This window comes from Phytoamicus setariae, from assembly GCF_016722925.1.
In the GTDB taxonomy this organism is placed as follows: Bacteria; Pseudomonadota; Alphaproteobacteria; order Rhizobiales; family Rhizobiaceae; genus Rhizobium_E; species Rhizobium_E setariae.
Genome location: NZ_JAEQNC010000003.1, coordinates 15,136 through 31,329 on the forward strand (window position 1 = coordinate 15,136; position 16,194 = coordinate 31,329).

The 16,194-nt window shown below is 60.7% G+C and carries 16 protein-coding genes; 10 read left to right on the top strand and 6 right to left on the bottom strand.

All coding sequences use genetic code 11. From position 1 onward, the window contains the following. Positions 1 to 103: 103 nt before the first annotated feature. The 3 genes from JJB09_RS05325 (at position 104) to JJB09_RS05335 (ending at position 3,041) form a co-directional block, all read left to right on the top strand. A complete protein-coding gene (locus JJB09_RS05325; RefSeq protein WP_201654277.1) occupies positions 104 to 457 on the top strand; it encodes a cupin domain-containing protein in 354 nt (117 codons plus the stop codon). Positions 458 to 505: 48 nt separating this feature from the next. Further along, positions 506 to 2,464 carry an oxidoreductase gene (locus JJB09_RS05330; protein WP_201654279.1) on the top strand — a complete coding sequence of 653 codons (1,959 nt, stop codon included), beginning with the start codon at positions 506 to 508 and terminating at the stop codon, positions 2,462 to 2,464. 307 nt (positions 2,465 to 2,771) lie between these two features. Further along, on the top strand, positions 2,772 to 3,041 hold the full coding sequence (locus JJB09_RS05335) for a cyclase (RefSeq protein WP_201654282.1): 270 nt from the start codon (positions 2,772 to 2,774) through the stop codon (positions 3,039 to 3,041). Between the two features lie 58 nt (positions 3,042 to 3,099). Here JJB09_RS05335 and JJB09_RS05340 read toward each other — a convergent pair whose 3' ends face one another. Genes JJB09_RS05340 through JJB09_RS05350 form a run of 3 tightly spaced genes read right to left on the bottom strand, consistent with a single transcriptional unit; the run spans position 3,100 to position 5,437 of the window. Continuing rightward, the gene (locus tag JJB09_RS05340; protein WP_201654285.1) at positions 3,100 to 4,452 is read right to left on the bottom strand and encodes an ATP-binding protein; all 1,353 of its coding nucleotides are present in this window, start codon (positions 4,450 to 4,452) and stop codon (positions 3,100 to 3,102) included. Beyond that, positions 4,452 to 5,117 carry a response regulator transcription factor gene (locus tag JJB09_RS05345; RefSeq protein WP_201654288.1) on the bottom strand — a complete coding sequence of 222 codons (666 nt, stop codon included), beginning with the start codon at positions 5,115 to 5,117 and terminating at the stop codon, positions 4,452 to 4,454. The genes JJB09_RS05340 and JJB09_RS05345 overlap by 1 nt, the downstream gene beginning before the upstream one ends. Continuing rightward, positions 5,117 to 5,437 (bottom strand): PepSY domain-containing protein, encoded by a 321-nt coding sequence (locus JJB09_RS05350; RefSeq protein WP_201654290.1) that lies wholly within the window; start codon positions 5,435 to 5,437, stop codon positions 5,117 to 5,119. Before JJB09_RS05350 ends, JJB09_RS05345 begins: the two co-directional genes overlap by 1 nt. Positions 5,438 to 5,571: 134 nt before the next feature. Here JJB09_RS05350 and JJB09_RS26895 point away from each other — a divergent pair, with 134 nt between their 5' ends. Next, positions 5,572 to 6,042 (top strand): calcium-binding protein, encoded by a 471-nt coding sequence (locus tag JJB09_RS26895; RefSeq protein WP_201654293.1) that lies wholly within the window; start codon positions 5,572 to 5,574, stop codon positions 6,040 to 6,042. Positions 6,043 to 6,133: 91 nt separating this feature from the next. Here the strand turns inward: JJB09_RS26895 and JJB09_RS05360 are convergent, their stop codons facing one another. Next, positions 6,134 to 7,117, bottom strand: coding sequence for an aldo/keto reductase (locus JJB09_RS05360; RefSeq protein ID WP_201654296.1), 984 nt, complete (start codon positions 7,115 to 7,117; stop codon positions 6,134 to 6,136). Between the two features lie 10 nt (positions 7,118 to 7,127). Beyond that, positions 7,128 to 7,523, bottom strand: coding sequence for a (R)-mandelonitrile lyase (locus JJB09_RS05365; protein ID WP_201654299.1), 396 nt, complete (start codon positions 7,521 to 7,523; stop codon positions 7,128 to 7,130). A gap of 118 nt (positions 7,524 to 7,641) precedes the next feature. Between JJB09_RS05365 and JJB09_RS05370 the strand changes: the two genes are divergently transcribed. Further along, positions 7,642 to 8,535, top strand: a complete 894-nt coding sequence (locus tag JJB09_RS05370) for a LysR family transcriptional regulator (protein WP_201654302.1) — start codon at positions 7,642 to 7,644, stop codon at positions 8,533 to 8,535. Positions 8,536 to 8,621: 86 nt separating this feature from the next. Here the strand turns inward: JJB09_RS05370 and JJB09_RS05375 are convergent, their stop codons facing one another. Then, a complete protein-coding gene (locus JJB09_RS05375) occupies positions 8,622 to 10,238 on the bottom strand; it encodes an AMP-binding protein (protein WP_201654305.1) in 1,617 nt (538 codons plus the stop codon). Between the two features lie 207 nt (positions 10,239 to 10,445). Here JJB09_RS05375 and JJB09_RS05380 point away from each other — a divergent pair, with 207 nt between their 5' ends. From JJB09_RS05380 to JJB09_RS05400, 5 genes are read left to right on the top strand one after another with little or no spacing between them, the layout of a single operon-like run. After that, positions 10,446 to 11,492, top strand: a complete 1,047-nt coding sequence (locus tag JJB09_RS05380; protein ID WP_201654308.1) for a 2,5-dihydroxypyridine 5,6-dioxygenase NicX family protein — start codon at positions 10,446 to 10,448, stop codon at positions 11,490 to 11,492. Further along, complete coding sequence (locus JJB09_RS05385; RefSeq protein ID WP_246748595.1) at positions 11,489 to 12,853, top strand: acyl-CoA dehydrogenase family protein; 1,365 nt, start codon at positions 11,489 to 11,491, stop codon at positions 12,851 to 12,853. The genes JJB09_RS05380 and JJB09_RS05385 overlap by 4 nt, the downstream gene beginning before the upstream one ends. A gap of 19 nt (positions 12,854 to 12,872) precedes the next feature. Beyond that, positions 12,873 to 14,165, top strand: a complete 1,293-nt coding sequence (locus JJB09_RS05390; RefSeq protein WP_201654311.1) for an alpha/beta fold hydrolase — start codon at positions 12,873 to 12,875, stop codon at positions 14,163 to 14,165. Beyond that, positions 14,158 to 14,868 carry a TetR/AcrR family transcriptional regulator gene (locus JJB09_RS05395; RefSeq protein WP_201654314.1) on the top strand — a complete coding sequence of 237 codons (711 nt, stop codon included), beginning with the start codon at positions 14,158 to 14,160 and terminating at the stop codon, positions 14,866 to 14,868. The genes JJB09_RS05390 and JJB09_RS05395 overlap by 8 nt, the downstream gene beginning before the upstream one ends. Continuing rightward, positions 14,837 to 16,189, top strand: coding sequence for a glutamine synthetase family protein (locus JJB09_RS05400; RefSeq protein WP_201654317.1), 1,353 nt, complete (start codon positions 14,837 to 14,839; stop codon positions 16,187 to 16,189). The genes JJB09_RS05395 and JJB09_RS05400 overlap by 32 nt, the downstream gene beginning before the upstream one ends. Positions 16,190 to 16,194 lie beyond the last annotated feature (5 nt).

Genomic DNA, 16,194 nt, shown 5'->3' on the forward strand with positions numbered 1-16,194 from the left:
ATCCGAAATCGATCGCAATTTGTTCCCACAGTAAAATTTTGTCTCGCTTTTTTACTTTAGATAAAATATTCAATCCTCAATTCAGGTCGATGGGAGGAGCCAAATGACCGACGTCGTACATTTCAAAAAGTCCGAGCGGGCCTTCGAGGCCTATGGAGACGATCCCCGCCGCGCGACGATTTCCAGGCTTGTCGGCCCGGAGCTGAGCAAGACGATGGGCGCCGGTATTGCGCGCTTCGATGACTGTTCCATCGAATGGACGGTTCTCTATGATGAGCTGATCGTTACACTTGAGGGCAAGTTTCGCCTGCGGGTCGGCGAACAGGTGTTCGACACCGTGCCTGGCGACGTGCTGTGGGTGCCAAAGGGAACCTCGCTCGCCTACGAAGGCGAAGGCGCGACCGTATTTTATGCGCTCGATCCCGTCGACTGGAAGTCACGCCAGATCAAAGCCTGACAACCCGCTATGTTCGGGCGCAATGCAACTGGGAGCTCCGCACTCGCGATGACCACCAATCCGTTTCCAAACCTCTTCGAACCGCTGCAAATTCGCGGCGCACGCCTGAAAAACAGGATCATGTCCACCGGACATGACACGACCCTGCCGACCGACGGCCTGGTCAACGACGCGCTGGTTGCTTATCACGAGGCACGCGCCCGCGGCGGCGCCGGACTGATCGTCAGCCAGGTGGCCGGCGTACACGAGACGGCCCGCTATACGTCCCACATGCTGATGGCGACCGAAGACGAATGCATCAACGGCTATCGCCGGCTCGCCGATACCTGTCATGCGCATGGCTGCATGATTTTTTCCCAGCTCTTCCACCCGGGACGGGAGATCATGGAAGGCGGCGATGGGTTACTGACGGTGGCCTATGCGCCGTCGGTTTCGCCCAATGAGCGTTTCCGTGTCATGCCGAGAGAGCTCGACAGGAAACTGATTGCCCAGATTGTCGAAGGCTATGGTCAGGCGGCGCGCCGCATGCACGAAGCTGGCCTTGACGGCGTCGAATTCGTGGCAAGCCACGGCTACCTCCCCGCCCAGTTCTTCAATCCGCGCGTCAATCGCCGGACGGACGACTATGGTGGATCGCTGGAAAACCGGCTTCGCTTTGCCATCGAGTGTCTAGCAGCCATGCGCGCGGCGACATCCGACGATTTCGTCATCGGCATGCGCATCAGCAGCGGCGAACGCGATGAAACAGGACTCGTGCCTGATGAAGTCATGGATTGCTGTCGGCTGCTCGAACCGCTGCTCGACTATGTAAACATCACGGCGGGAACCTCCGCGTCTCTCGGTGGCGCGGTACATATCGTCCCGCCTATGGCCTATCAGAGCGCCTATCTCGCCAATGACGCCGCAGCATTCCGCAAGGCGCTTGGCATTCCTGTCTTCGTGGCAGGGCGGATCAATCAGCCGCAGGATGCCGAAACCATTCTGGCCAGCGGCTCCGCCGATGTCTGCGGCATGACGCGCGCGCTGATCTGCGATCCCGATATGCCCGAGAAAGCCGAGGATGGGCGTACGGACGACATCCGCGCCTGCATTGCCTGCAATCAGGCCTGCATCGGACACTTCCATCGCGGCGTTCCGATATCCTGCATCCAGCATCCCGAAACCGGGCGCGAGCTGAAATACGGCTCGATGCAAGCCGCGGCTCGCTCGAAAACGGTCATGGTCATCGGCGGTGGACCGGGCGGCATGAAGGCGGCCGTCATCGCGGCAAGTCGCGGCCACAAGGTCACGCTCTACGAGGCCGCCACCCAGCTTGGCGGGCAGGCATTGCTTGCCCAGCAATTGCCGCGCCGCGCCGAATTTGGCGGAATTGTCACCAATCTGTTGCGCGAGCTGGAACTTGCTCAGGTCCGCGTGGTCAAGGGCGTTCGGGTAGACCAGGCGCTGGTCGAAAGCGAAAAGCCGGATGCGGTCATCATTGCAACCGGTGCACGCCCCTATATTCCTGAGATACCGCAGGACGGCCAGATCCAGGTCGTCGATGCCTGGCAAGTGCTGCGCAACGAGGTCAAGGTCGGCCGGCGCGTGGTCGTCGCCGACTGGCGCTGCGACTGGATCGGTCCTGGCATCGCAGAATTGCTCGTCAAGGACGGATGCAATGTCGAGCTTGCCGTCAACGGTACCCACCCCGGCGAGCTTCTGCCTCTTTATGTCCGCGACAATATCGCCGCAGAACTGCACCGCAACGAAGTTCGCGTAACACCCTATGCCCGCCTCTATGGTTGCGATGGCAGCACGGTCTACATGCAGCACAGTGTCAGCGAGCAGCCGATCATGTTCGAGGATGTCGACACGCTGGTGCTCTGTCTCGGGCATGAGCCGGTCGACGATCTCGGCGCCTTGCTCAGCGACCGCGTGCCCGAAATGCACAGGATCGGCGATTGCATGGCCCCCCGGACTGCTGAGGAGGCGGTCTACGAGGGCTTGAAGGCCGCCTGGGCGCTGTAGTCGGGAGCCGTCCGGTCTGCGAGCTTGGTGGCTGTTCTTCAGTCACCAGGCTTACGGCCCGCAAGCCCAAGCCATGCTGCGACCAATGGCATTTGGTGCTATAGTATCGTGTTGACCCGGACGCGTGGAGAGTGTTCTGCGGTCACATCTGATGAAAATCATTCCACCGAACGTCGTCGTGCGTGTTCATGCAACACGCAGCGCGGTGCGCATCCGGCATCGAATGCCGTCTCATTCCACGATCGACCAGGCTTCTGCAACGACGGGGCACCAGAACGGAGATTGCAACCCAAAGAAGGAGCGTGCCATGACCACGTTGTTCGTGAGACATTCGGTCACCGACTACAGGACCTGGCGGAAGACCTACGATGCGTTTTCAGAGATGCAGAAAGCAAACGGGGTCACGGCAGAGGCAGTGTATCAATCCACCGACGACCCGAACGACGTGACCGTGACGCACGAATTCGCGACACTTGAAGCGGCCAAAGCCTTTGCCAAGCTTGATGCGCTGGCCAAGGCGATGCAAACCGGTGGCGTTGTCGGGACACCGACTGTCTGGTTTACCCAGAAAGCATAACCCCCGCGGCAGCGGCGCGAGTTACGCCGTGAGCATAAAGACCGGTCTTGGCGACAGATCAACTGCCTGCCGCCTGCAGGCGGATTGTGACCCTCAGTCCCCGATCGAGATTTTCAAGCCGCAGCGAGCCGCCGACCGCATTCGAAATATCGTTCGATATGGCAAGGCCGAGACCGGCGCCGCCGCTCGTTCGATCAAGCTGGCCGCCGCGTCGCAGAACCTGCGGAATCTTTTCCTCTGGTATCCCCGGTCCGTCATCGATGATTTCCATCACGATATCCGCCCCGGCCCGACGCGCCGAGATTGTGACCTCGCTCGTCGCATAGCGCGCGGCATTGTCGAGGAGATTGCCGAGCATCTCGGTAAGATCGTCCTTGTCGATGCGTGCCTTGAGCTCTGGCGGGACATCCACGGTCCATTCAAGAAATTGTCCGCGTGGCGTCCGCTGCAGGACCGCAACCAGATGTTCGACAGACAGGCGCAGCGCCGCGGTCGCATTCGCCCGTCCAGCCATGCGCGCGCGCGCAAGCTGATGATCGACATGCTGTCGCATGTCGCCGATCAGGCTCTGGATTTCAGCAGCGATCTCGACTTCGCCTCGCTCCTTCAGTCGCCCGACATCCCCGGCAAGTGCTTGTAGCGGTGTCTTCAGCCCATGGGCGAAATCCGCGGCATGTTCACGAGCACGCTTGATCTGCATTTCTCGGTCGGCGAGTAGCTCGTCGACTTCCCGTGTCAGCGGAAGAATTTCGCGGGGAAAGACGTCCCCTATACGCTGCGTTTCGCCTTGGCGCACGCTAGCGACCCGTGATTGCAGGGCCTTGAGCGGGCTGAGCCCCAAACGAATCTGGATCCAGTTGCCGGCAATGAAGAGCAGTGCCAGTAAACCCAGGTAGGGCGCGATGTCGCGCTGGAATGCCGCTGTCGCGGCGTCGATTTCCGTTCGATCCACCGCCACGGCGGCGATGACCGGCCTGCCGCCGAACCTTTTGTTGGCGGCGATCTCCCGCATCACCAGCACGAGCGATGTGCCGGACGGGCCAGCCAGATCCAACCGGACCGGCGCACCGGGATCGAGCGCTGGCAGATCCAGATCTTCGTCCCACAGCGAGCGCGACCGTAGCGCATGACCGCCGCTCTCCACCTGCCAGTAAAGACCGGAAAGCGGCTGCGTGAATCGTGGATCGACTGGCTGTTTTTCGAGATTTAGCTGCCCATCGGGACCGAGTCGCAGACCAGACACTATCTGCTCGAGATGCGTGGTCATCTCCGCGACCACACGCCTTTCGACGTGGCGCTGAAACAGCAATGAGAACCCGAAAAAGGCGACCACCAGAGCAACGACGAGCAAGGCGAGGCCAGCGACTGCCAATCGCAGCCGGATCGATTGCCCGCCAGCGGGACTATCCACTAGGGAGCCTCCGCGCCGATATAGTAACCAAAGCCACGCTTGGTGCCGACGATATCCGGACCAAGTTTTTTCCTGACACGGGTAATCAGGACTTCAAGCGTATTGGCGTCCCTGGAAAAATCGTCGCCATAGAGATGGCTTTGCAATTCCGTCGCCGGGACGACGCGGCCATGGTGGTGACCAAGGTAACTGACCAGGCGATATTCGAGCGGGGTCAACGGTTGCGGCACCCCGTTCAGGCTCACCCGCATGGCACGCGGGTCGATCTTGATGTCACCGATGCTGATGATCGCCGCACCCATGCCCACCGAGCGGCGAATCAGCGCCCTTATGCGGGCAATAAGCTCCTCGAACTGGAATGGCTTCGGCAGATAATCGTCCGCACCCGCATCGATGCCTTCAACCCGTTCGGCCCAGCTTCCCCGCGCCGTCAGCATGATGATCGGCATATGACGATCATTGGCGCGCCAGCGCTTGAGGATCGACAGTCCATCGAGCCCCGGCAGGCCGATATCGAGGATAATCGCATCGTAATCCTCGGTATCCCCGAGGAACCAGGCCTCCTCTCCATTTGCAACGGCTTCGACGTTGTAGCCCGCAGTGGTCAATGCAGCGACAATATCGCTGGCAATGCGGCGATCATCCTCCACCAGCAAAAGCCGCATCAATCGTCCTCTATTTCAACCACGGCCAGCGTCCTGGCATCAATCTTCACCTCGACAAGATGCCCGTCGGGTCGGATGAGTTCAATCTCGTAGACGTATTGGCCGTTGTGCTTTTCAAACTCGACCTCGATAATGTCACCCTTGAAAGTCTTGCGGACCTCCACCAGGATCTCCTCGAGCGGGCGCACAAGCTTCTGCCTGACGGCTTCGCGCGCCTCTTCCTGTTGAAGGTCATCGCTGGAGGAAGGCTCCGCCGAATCCTCCGCAGTGACGGGAGATATGCCACCGAAAAGAACGACAACGATTGCTAAAATTGACAAAGGGGGGGATCTTTTTCTCATCAGCCGACTTTATGCGAGCATACCTTACAAAATGCTGACTTCAGCTGTCAGGCATCTGTCAGCGGGCCTGTGCAATAGGCATGACATAGCAACGGAAAGGAAGGAACCGGCCAATGGCAATCCGACACGGCAACAAGAACGACAACATCCTCAAGGGAACCAACCAGAACGATGAGATCGAAGGCAAGGGCGGCAACGACACGCTCTTCGGCTATGGTGGAAATGATGACCTCGAGGGCGATGCCGGCAATGACAAGCTATATGGCGGCGCCGGCAACGACGACCTGGAAGGCGGATCGGGCAGAGACCTTCTCGATGGCGGCACCGGCCGGGACGATCTTGAAGGCGGCTTGGGCAACGATACTTTCATCTTCCGCAAAGGTCTGACCGAAATCGATGATTTCGGCGTTGGCAACGATCTTATCCGTATTGATGACGCGCTCGGCGTCGATACCTTCGCGGAACTGAAAGCAACAGCTCGAAATGTCGGCGAAGATCTGGTCTTCGACTTCGGCAAGCACGAGCTACGCCTCGACGACACCAGGCTTGCAGACCTGAAGGCTTCGGATTTCGACTTCTTTTAGGACTGGCGATCAGGGCCACCTGTCCTCAACGGGCATGAAGAAGGCGGCCCGCCGGGCCGCCGTCTCGCTCAATCGAGCAATGACCAGGAGCTCAGCGGCCGACCCTTGCCTGCAGGTGAGCCGGGTAACGATCGCCTTCTACCGTGATCCTGGAAACAGCCGCTTCGATGTCAGCAAGTTCGTCGGTTGAAAGCTCCACGGCAGCTGCTCCAAGATTTTCTTGGAGACGGTGGATCTTGGTGGTGCCTGGAATGGGAACGATGAACGGCTTCTGGGCCAGCAGCCAGGCAAGCGCGATCTGGGCGGATGTCCGCTGCTTTTCGGCCGCGATCCGTCCCAGAAGATCGACCAGGGCCTGGTTGGCTTTGCGGGCTTCGGGTGTGAAACGCGGCACGACATTGCGGAAATCCGTGCTGTCAAAGGCCGTGGTGTCACTGATCGCACCCGTGAGGAACCCTTTGCCTAGGGGGCTGAAGGGCACGAAGCCGATGCCAAGCTCCTCGAGCGTCGGCAGGATTTCGGCTTCCGGTTCGCGCCACCACAGCGAATACTCACTCTGCAAGGCGGTGACCGGCTGAACCGCGTGGGCCCGGCGAATGGTCTGCGCGCCCGCCTCGGACAAGCCGAAATGGGTGACCTTGCCCTCTTGGATCAGGTCCTTGACCGCACCAGCGACGTCCTCGATCGGGACATCAGGATCGACGCGATGCTGATAGAACAGGTCGATCACGTCGGTCCGCAGCCGCTTGAGCGAGGCTTCGGCGACCTGCCTGATGTGCTCGGGTCGGCTGTTGAGGCCGTCCTGTACGTTTCCGTTGTCAAACCCGAATTTGGTGGCGATCACGACATGGTCGCGGTACGGCGACAACGCTTCGCCGAGCAGCTCCTCGTTGACGAACGGCCCGTAGGCTTCGGCGGTATCGAAGAAGGTGACGCCGCTGTCGACCGCTGTCCGGATCAGTTTGATTGCCTCACTGGTGTCCGTCGCCGGACCATAGCCATAGCTCAGCCCCATGCATCCAAGCCCGATGGCCGAGACTTCCAGTCCGCTATTGCCGAGTTTGCGCTTTTGCATTGTCTTCTCCCTATGAGCTGTACTGCTCGTCAGTGACTTTTTCCAACCAGTCGACGGCCTTGCCATCGAGAGACTCCTGGATGGCAATGTGGGTCATGGCCGTAGCCGGCGATGCGCCATGCCAGTGCTTTTCACCGGGTTCGAACCATACGACGTCACCCGGATGAATCTCCTCGATCGGACCACCCTCCCCTTGCACACGCCCGCAACCGGATGTGACGATCAATGTCTGGCCGAGCGGGTGGGTATGCCATGCTGTGCGGGCACCCGGCTCGAACGTGACGGCATTGCCGGCGGCGCGCGCCGGACGGACGACCCCAAATAGCGGATCGATCCGCACTGTGCCGGTGAACCATTCTTGCGGCCCCTTGCCGGAGGCCTGCGAGCCCACTCGCCTGATTTCCATGATATCGTCCTTCCGTTTAAGAGGGCGCCGGGAGCCGCCTCTGCTGAAGAACTTAGCAACTGGGATTGGTTCCGATTAGCTGGTAAAAGCCGCATGGACCTATGAGGAAGATTCATGAATGTCGCGCCAATCCTATAACGACCTCGTCGCCTTCCTGGCCGTCGCCCGCGTGCGAAGCTTCACCAAGGCCGCCGCCCAACTCGGTGTCTCACAATCCGCGCTCAGTCATACGATCCGGGGCCTCGAGGCGCGTCTCGGCATTCGGCTGTTAACGCGGAGCACCCGCAGCGTTTCGGCGACGGAGGCAGGCGAACGCTTGCTCGCATCCATCGGCCCCAAGCTCGACGAGATCGAAAGTGAACTCGCCGCGCTGAGCGAATTTCGCGATAAGCCATCGGGCACCATCCGTATCACGGCCGGGGAGCATCCGGCGGGAACGTTGCTCTCGCCTGCGCTGGAGAGGTTCCTGCCTGATTATCCGGATATCCACGTCGAAGTCATTGTCGACTATGGCCTGACCGATATCGTTGCCGAACGTTACGATGCGGGCATCCGCATCGGCGAACAGGTGGCGAAGGACATGATCGCAGTGCGGATCGGGCCGGACATGCGTATGGCGGTGGTCGGGGCGCCGAGCTATTTTTCCACTCGCACCCAACCCCTCACACCGCAGGGTCTGACCGATCACGTCTGCATCAACATACGCCTGCCGACCCATGGCGGAATTTATGCATGGGAATTCGAGAAAGACGGTCGGGAACTGAAAGTCAGAGTCGAAGGCCAACTGGTATTCAACAATATCGCGCTCCGGCTGAATGCCGCCCTGGCAGGGTTGGGCCTGGCCTATCTTCCCGAGGATATCGTGCAGGCACATGTCGAGAGCGGCAAGCTGGTGCGGATCCTCGAAGACTGGTGCGAACCGTTCACGGGATATCACCTGTACTACCCGAGCCGCAGACAGTCGTCGCCCGCATTCGCCCTGTTGGTGAACGCTCTACGTTATCGGGCGTGAACGGCGCATGGCAAACCTGAGAGGGCGACGGCAAGGCGGCGGGTGTCCCCCTGACAGGCAACAGGCCTTTCATTCGACCCCGGCCATCATGTCGCCTTCAGCACGAAGCGCTGGATCTTGCCGGTCTGTGTCTTCGGCAATTCGGCGATGAACTTGATCGAGCGGGGATATTTGTAGGGCGCAATCGTCGCCTTGACGTGATCCTGCAGGATCTTGCGCGTCAGATCGTCGGCCGCTACACCGTCCACCAGCACGACATGTGCCTCGACGATCTGGCCGCGATCCGTATCGGACACGCCAATGACGGCACACTCCTTGACGTGGGCATGCGAAAGCAATGCGCCTTCCACTTCCGGCCCGGCAATATTGTAGCCTGACGATATGATCATGTCGTCCGACCGCGCGGCGAAATGAAAGAAACCCGCCTCATCCTGGATGAAGGAATCGCCCGTCAGATTCCAGCCATCGCGGACATACTTGCCCTGCCTGTCGTCCGCGAGGTAGCGGCAACCGGTCGGGCCACGCACGGCAAGCCGGCCGACTGAACCGCGCGGCAATTCCCTCATCTCCTCATCGACGATCTTCGCCTCATAGCCGGTCACCGGCCGGCCAGTGGTGGCGGGCGCCATGTCCTCCAGCCGGTTCGAGATGAAGATGTGCAGCATCTCGGTCGCGCCGATTCCGTCCAGGATCGGCTTTCCCGTCTTTGTCGTCCAGGCCTCGAACACCGGCGCGGGCAGCGTCTCCCCCGCTGAGACGGCGATGCGCAAGGAGGAAAGATCGGCACCCTCCTCCATTGCCGCCAGCATGGCGCGATAGGCTGTTGGCGCGGTGAAACTGATCGTCGCGCGATATTTCTCGATGATTTCGATCATGTTCGGGGGCGAGGCATTTTCCAGCAAGGTCGCTGTCGCGCCAAAGCGCAGCGGAAACACCGCCAGCCCGCCAAGTCCAAAGGTAAAGGCAAGCGGCGGCGAACCGACGAACACATCGTCCGGCGTCACGCCCAGCACTTCCTTCGCATAGCCATCCGCGATGATGAGGATGTCGCGATGAAAGTGCATCGTTGCCTTGGGCACACCAGTCGTGCCGGATGTAAAGCCGAGTAAGGCCACGTCGTCGCTGCCGGTTGCGATCGCCTCGAACCGCACTGGTTTGTCGAGCGCCACCCTGTCGAGTTCGGCATCGTGATTGGCTGTGCCGTCGAAGCCGACGACCTGCTTGAGAAACCGGCTGTCTTTGGCACAGGCGATCATGTCATCCATCAGCCGCGTATCGCAAAGGGCAAGCGAAACCTCAGCCTTGTCAACAATTTGGGAAAGTTCCCCCGCCCGCAGCATCGGCATAGTATTGACGACGACTGCACCGGCCTTGGTGGCCGCCAGCCAGCAGGCGACCATGGCGGGATTGTTGGCAGAGCGGATCAGCACGCGGTTGCCAGGCTTGACTCCATAGGTCTCGACCAGCGCATGGGCGAGCCGGTTCGTCCAGTCGGAAAGCTCCTTGTAAGTTCGACGCCGACCGTTGCCGATCAACGCCACATGATCGCCGAAACCGCGTTCGACCTGCCGATCGGTCAGTTCGACACCGATATTCAGCCGCTCCGGGTAATCGAAGCCATCGAGAAGGATATCCGGCCACTGGTGCGGCGGCGGAAGGTTGTCGCGCGCAAATGTGTCGGTATGTGCTGACGGTCCGAGCATATCCTGGTTCCTCCCCTGCTGCCCTTCGGCTGCCGCATCGATGCTGGCCGCGACCTGACATTATCGCTACCCGCTCCTCCGGCAAAGCTCCTCACAAGCAAAGGAGTAAACTAAACTGTTTAGTAAAAAAAGTGCTTGAAGAATGAAATTTCCGTGCTAGCGTTTGGGGTGAGGAGCCCGAGACGAACGGGCATGGGAGGAATATCGATGCTGCAGGAGCGGATCGAAGGGAAGTGGTTGGCTTCCTTTCGCAGGGTACTTGCGCTGAACGGAATAGGTCCGGGCACAAGCGCCATCATCATCGCGGAAACGCAATCGCGTCCCGTTCTCGTTCATCTGGCGGAACTTGCCTGCTACGATCTCGGCGCCGACTTCTCCATCATCACCCTGCCGACGCCGAAGCTCGATGCGCCGGTGCCCGTGCGCTCCACCGGTGCCTGCAAGGCGATCCGCGGCATGCGGCACGTCATCGAGGCACTCAAGGCCGTCGAGATCGTTGTCGATGTCACGGTCGAAGGCCTGCTGCATGCCCCCGAATGGCAGGAGATCGAAGACGCGGGCACGCGCCTGTTCGTCATCTGCAATGAACACCCGGAAATTCTCGAGCGGACCGAGCCGACGATCGAACTTGCCGCCAAGGTCGAGCTCGGCATTGCTGCGCTCAAGCAGGCAAAGACGATGCGGGTCACCAGCCGCGCCGGCACCGACCTCACCATCGATGTGTCGGGCGCACCCTGTGGCGGCACGCCGGGTTTCACCACCAGGCCGGGTGGCGTCGCGCACTGGCCGGGGGGGCTGTGCCTCTGCTTTCCCGGCAAGAACACGATCAACGGCCGCATCGTCATGGATGCCGGCGACCAGAACCTGACCTTCAAGACGTTCCTCAGGGATCGCGTCATCCTCGAGGTCCGCAACGATTATGTCACCGAGATCATCGGCGACAATCTCGACGCAGAACTGACCCGCGAATACCTCGCGGCCTGGAACGATCCAGTCGCTTACGGCTTCTCGCATGTCGGCTGGGGCGTCAATACGGGCGCCAAATGGGTCTCCATGGCGCTCTACGACAAGCGCGACATGCAGGCGACCGAGTTTCGTGCCTTTGCCGGCAGCTTCCTGTTTTCCACCGGCGCCAACCAGTATGCCGGCCGCTTCACCGAGGGCCATTTCGATTTCCCGCTCCGAAACTGCACCATTACCCTCGATGACGAGGTCGTGGCCAGGGACGGCATTTTGCAAGGACGTTTCGCATGAACCAGCACGCACATGACGCACAGATGCACCGCGCAGCGATCTCCGAGGCAGGCAACATGAGTTTCTCGAACTATTACGATCTCGAATGTCTTTCGAGCGATCTTCGTACGATGATGGAAAAGGCCAATCTGCTGGGGCGCGAAGGCTTCGCCGCCCGCGCTTTTGCCCATGACCGGGACGCCTCCTTCCCGACCCAGAATTATGATGATCTCCGCGCGCATGGCTTCCTGAAACTGGTCGTACCGAAGGAATTCGGCGGCTACGGATTCACGGTCGGGGAATACGCGACAGTGGCCGCGGAAATCGGCAAGTATTGCGGTGCGACCGCGCTGACTTTCAACATGCATACATCGGCCATGCTGTGGTCGAACTTCATGTTCGACATGCCCGATCTGACCGAAGAGGAACGCACGGCCTTCGCCCGGATGCGCGAACGCCAGTTCCGGCGTGTCGTCGAGGAAGGCGCGATCTATTCCCAACCGATCTCGGAAGGCGGACAGAACTGGACCTCCAAGCCAATCCAGACCAACTGCCGAAAGGTCGACGGCGGCTATCTGATTAACGGCTTCAAGAAGTTCGCGTCGCTGGCCGGAAACTGCGACTACTATTGCATCGTCTGCACAGAGCATTTCGCGGGCATCGAACCCCGCCACGAAGACACGATGATCTTTGCCGTGCCGAAGGATGCGCCCGGCCTCACGGTGGTCGGCGATTGGGATCCGATCGGCATGCGTGGAACCGTATCGCGCGATCTCATTCTCAAGGATATTTTCGTCACCGACGAGGACTTGATGATGCCGCGCGGCGTGTTTTCCAAGACACTGCCGAACTGGCCGCACATGATGGCGCTGCTTTCTCCGACTTACATGGGTGTCTCGCAGGCGGCTTACGATTACACCGTCGCCTATCTGCGCGGTGAAGCCGAAGGCAAGGGCATCGACCGCCGGATATACCCGACCAAGCGGATTGCCGTCGGGCGGATGTACCAGAAACTGATGGAAATGCGCTCGCTCTGGCACCGTGCGATGATGGAAGCCAAGGCTTACCCTTCCAAGGCCGAAGTGATGCGCCTCTACGCCGCGCAATATGCTGTCATGGAAGGCGTACAGGAAATGACCGCGCTGGCGATCCGGACCTGCGGTGGGCAGTCCATGCTCAAGAGCCTGCCGCTGGAGCGGCTTTACCGCGACAGCCGCTGCGGCGCGCTCATGCTGCCCTACACCTCCGAAATCATGGAGGACTACCTGTCGGTGCTGACGCTCTATGACATGGACGAAATCGACAATGTCGGCACCGATACGGAATCCGCCCGCACCTCGCTCTGGCGTGGCGGGCACGGATCCTCCAAGGCCCTGCGCTGACTCTGAGCAAGGCAATCCGATGACCGATACGCCAGCCGAGACAAGCCCCGCAATCCAGGTCCAATGCACCGAATGGATCGATGCGCCAGCGGATCTCGTCTGGACCGTGGTCGGCGACTTCGGTTCGGGTTGGCATCCAGCAATGGAAACATGCCGGCTCGAAATGACCAATGGGGCGGCAGAGCGCGTCTTCACCGTTGCCGGCGTCTCGACGGTGTTTCGGGAGAGAATGCTGTTTCACAGCGACACGGAGCGCATGCTGTCTTACCGCATGATGGCCGGCAGCACCGTTCTTGACCGCTATGACGCAACGGTTCGCGTCGTCGCCGATGGGGATGGCGCCAAAGTCGTCTGGAGCGCAGTACTCGCGGGCCAGGATCCGGACGCCGTCGCCGAAAGTGCGTCCGAGACACGCGAGATATTTGCTGCTGGACTCGGCTTCCTGAAGCATCGCATCGAAATGCGCAGCCTTGTAGCCGAACTGCCCCACCGGATCGGCCAGCTGTCGGCCGGCGAAGGCGAGCTGGTGCTGTTCCTGCACGGCATCGGCGGGCGCAAGGAAAACTGGCGCCAGCAGATCCAGGCGCTCGCACCTCATGCACATGCCGTTGCCTTGGACCTTCGTGGATACGGCGAGAGCGATCTGGCTTTTGGCGAACTGAGGCTCGAAGATCATTTCGCCGACATCCATGCAGTCATGGCCGCTTACGGCGTCGAACGCGCCCATCTCGTCGGCATGTCCTACGGCAGCTGGATGGCCGCAAGTTTTGCCCATGCCTATCCGGATCGAGTGACAAGCCTTCTGCTGAGCGGCGGCTGTACCGGCATGTCCGAGGCCGAACCGGAAACGGTGCGGGCCTTTCGCGAGGCGCGCGAAGCGCCGCTCGACCGGGGGCTGACGCCAGCAGATATCGCGCCGGATGTCGTGCGCATGTTGAAAGGGCCGCAATGCCCGCCGACAGCGGAGGCGGAACTGCTTGCGTCGATGAGCGCCATTCGGCCGGAAGCCTATCGCGCTGCGGTCCGGTGCTTCACGTCGCCGCCCTTCCGGCTCGATTTTGCGCGCTTCGTCATGCCCGTGCTGATGATGACGGGAGAGCACGATCGCCTGGCGCCACCTGCGGAAATTTCCGGCGTGGCAAGGCGCATCGCAGCAGCCCGAGCCATGCACAAGTCTCCAGCGGAAGTACGGTTCGAAGTCTTGCCTGGGGCAGGTCATCTCTGCAATCTGGAGGCGCCCGAAAGCTATAACCGGCTTTTGACGGGATTTCTTTCCTCGCACCTCAGTAAGGCGGAGGCTCACATTGACTAAACAGCCAGGCAAATCGGCCGCCAAACGTGGCCGCATCCTTGATGCTGCCTTCGAAATCTTTGCCGCACGCGGCTTCTCCGGCGCGTCCATGGACGAGATCGCTAAACTGGCGGAGGTCTCCAAACCGACGCTCTACACCTATTTCGGTGACAAGGAAGGCCTGTTCACCGCCCTGCTCGACCTGCAGAAGGCCGATCTGCTCATCCCGTTCGAGCGGACAGAAGGCCACGACATGGTGGAGACCATGCTCGACTTTGGCATGAAATATGCCGTCTTTGCGCTGGATCCAAAGGTCATCGCTTTCGGCCGCATGGTCATTTCCGAAGCCGGGCGTTTTCCCGGCATCGGCCGGCTCTACCTGGAAGCGGGACCCGATCGGGCGCTCAACGGGATCGTCCGGTACATGGATGCGATGCGCGAGCGCGGCCGTCTGGCCTTCGATGACCACGAACTGGCGGCAGACGACTTCTGGTCACTGATCCTGTCGACGCCGCGCGGCAAGGCCCATCTGCGTCCGGAGCTGACATTCGAGGAGCTGCAGCCCGAACGCCACGTCATCAACGGCATCAGGGTGTTCCTGAAGGCCTACTCCACCAATGCCGAAGCCGACCTCGCCCTGCTGGGCCGGCTCAGCGAAGACCAATCAAGAATCAAGTTCATCGGGAGGGAACATGAGCGAACTGGAAAGCCTGCTGGAGGATAAGCACTGCCAATTCGCCACGATCGCGGCATCGGATACGAATGGCTTCCTTCGGGGCCAGCTCGTATCGCGCAAGGCGGTTTTGTCGATCGCGGAAAGCGGCATGGGGATGTCGCCCGTCACACTGGCGCTTGATCCGACGGATGTGGTGCTCCCGATGCCGGGGGTGTCGGATGACAACTCGGATTTCCATGACGCCAAGCTGCGTCTCGATCCGGGCTCCTGGCGTGAAATCCCCTGGCATGGCCAAGGCAAGCGCCTGCTGTTCCTGGCCGATTTCGATGGTGGCGAGGCGGCCATCTGCCCCCGCGCCCTGCTCAAGAAAATCATCGCCGAGGCGCATGCCGAGGGTTTTTCGCCCAAATATGGGTTGGAGCTGGAATACACCCTTTTCAACGAGACGCCGCAGTCGGCCAAGGACAAGGGCTACCGCGACCTGACACCCGCCACCACATTCGCCAGCCACGATCTCGTTCTCTACCAGAGCACGCAGAGCGAGTGGTACGATGCGCTGATCGACATGTGCGCCGATCTCCGGATCGATCTCTACAAGGCGCATGAGGAAATCGGCGCGGGCTTCATGGAAGTCTGCATCGGGGCGGGACGCGATCTCGGCCCGGCCGATCAAGCCGTCGTCCTCAGAACATTCCTCAAGGCTCTGGCAATCCGCAACGGCAAGATGGTGACCTTCATGCCGCGCTGGAGCGAGGCCGCCGACAGCCAGTCGACGCATATCCACCTTTCGCTGGTCGACAAAACCACAGGCAAGCCACTTTTCTGGCGGGAGGGCGACCCACGCAACATGTCGCCACTGTTCCGGCATTTCCTCGGCGGTTTGCAGGCCTATCTCGGCGACCTGATGCTGATCTTCGCGCCGAGCGTCAATGCCTATCGCCGTTTTGCGCCGGGTACGTTTGCGCCGCCGTCGCTGAACTGGGGCTATGAAAACCGCACCGCGAGCTTGCGCGTGGTCGGCGACGATCCAGGCTCCCTGCGTTTTGAAAACCGGCTGCCGGGCTCGGATTCCAACCCCTACCTTTCGACGGCCGCGACGCTTGCCGCTGGCCTTGCCGGCATCCGCGGGAAGATCGAACCGCGCGAGGAGCTTCTCGGAAACGGTTATGCACAGGAGATCGATCCTGCCCTTCTGTTTCCGCGCACCATGCACGAAGCGATCGATCGCTTCCGCAATTCGGCCTTCGCTCGAAAGGCGCTCGGGGACCGCTTTGTCGAGAGCTTCGCGGCGACCCGGCAGGCGCAATTGGACGAGTTTGCCAGAAAGGTGCCCGACGTGGAGCTTGCCCGGTTCTTCGAACTCGGCTGACAACA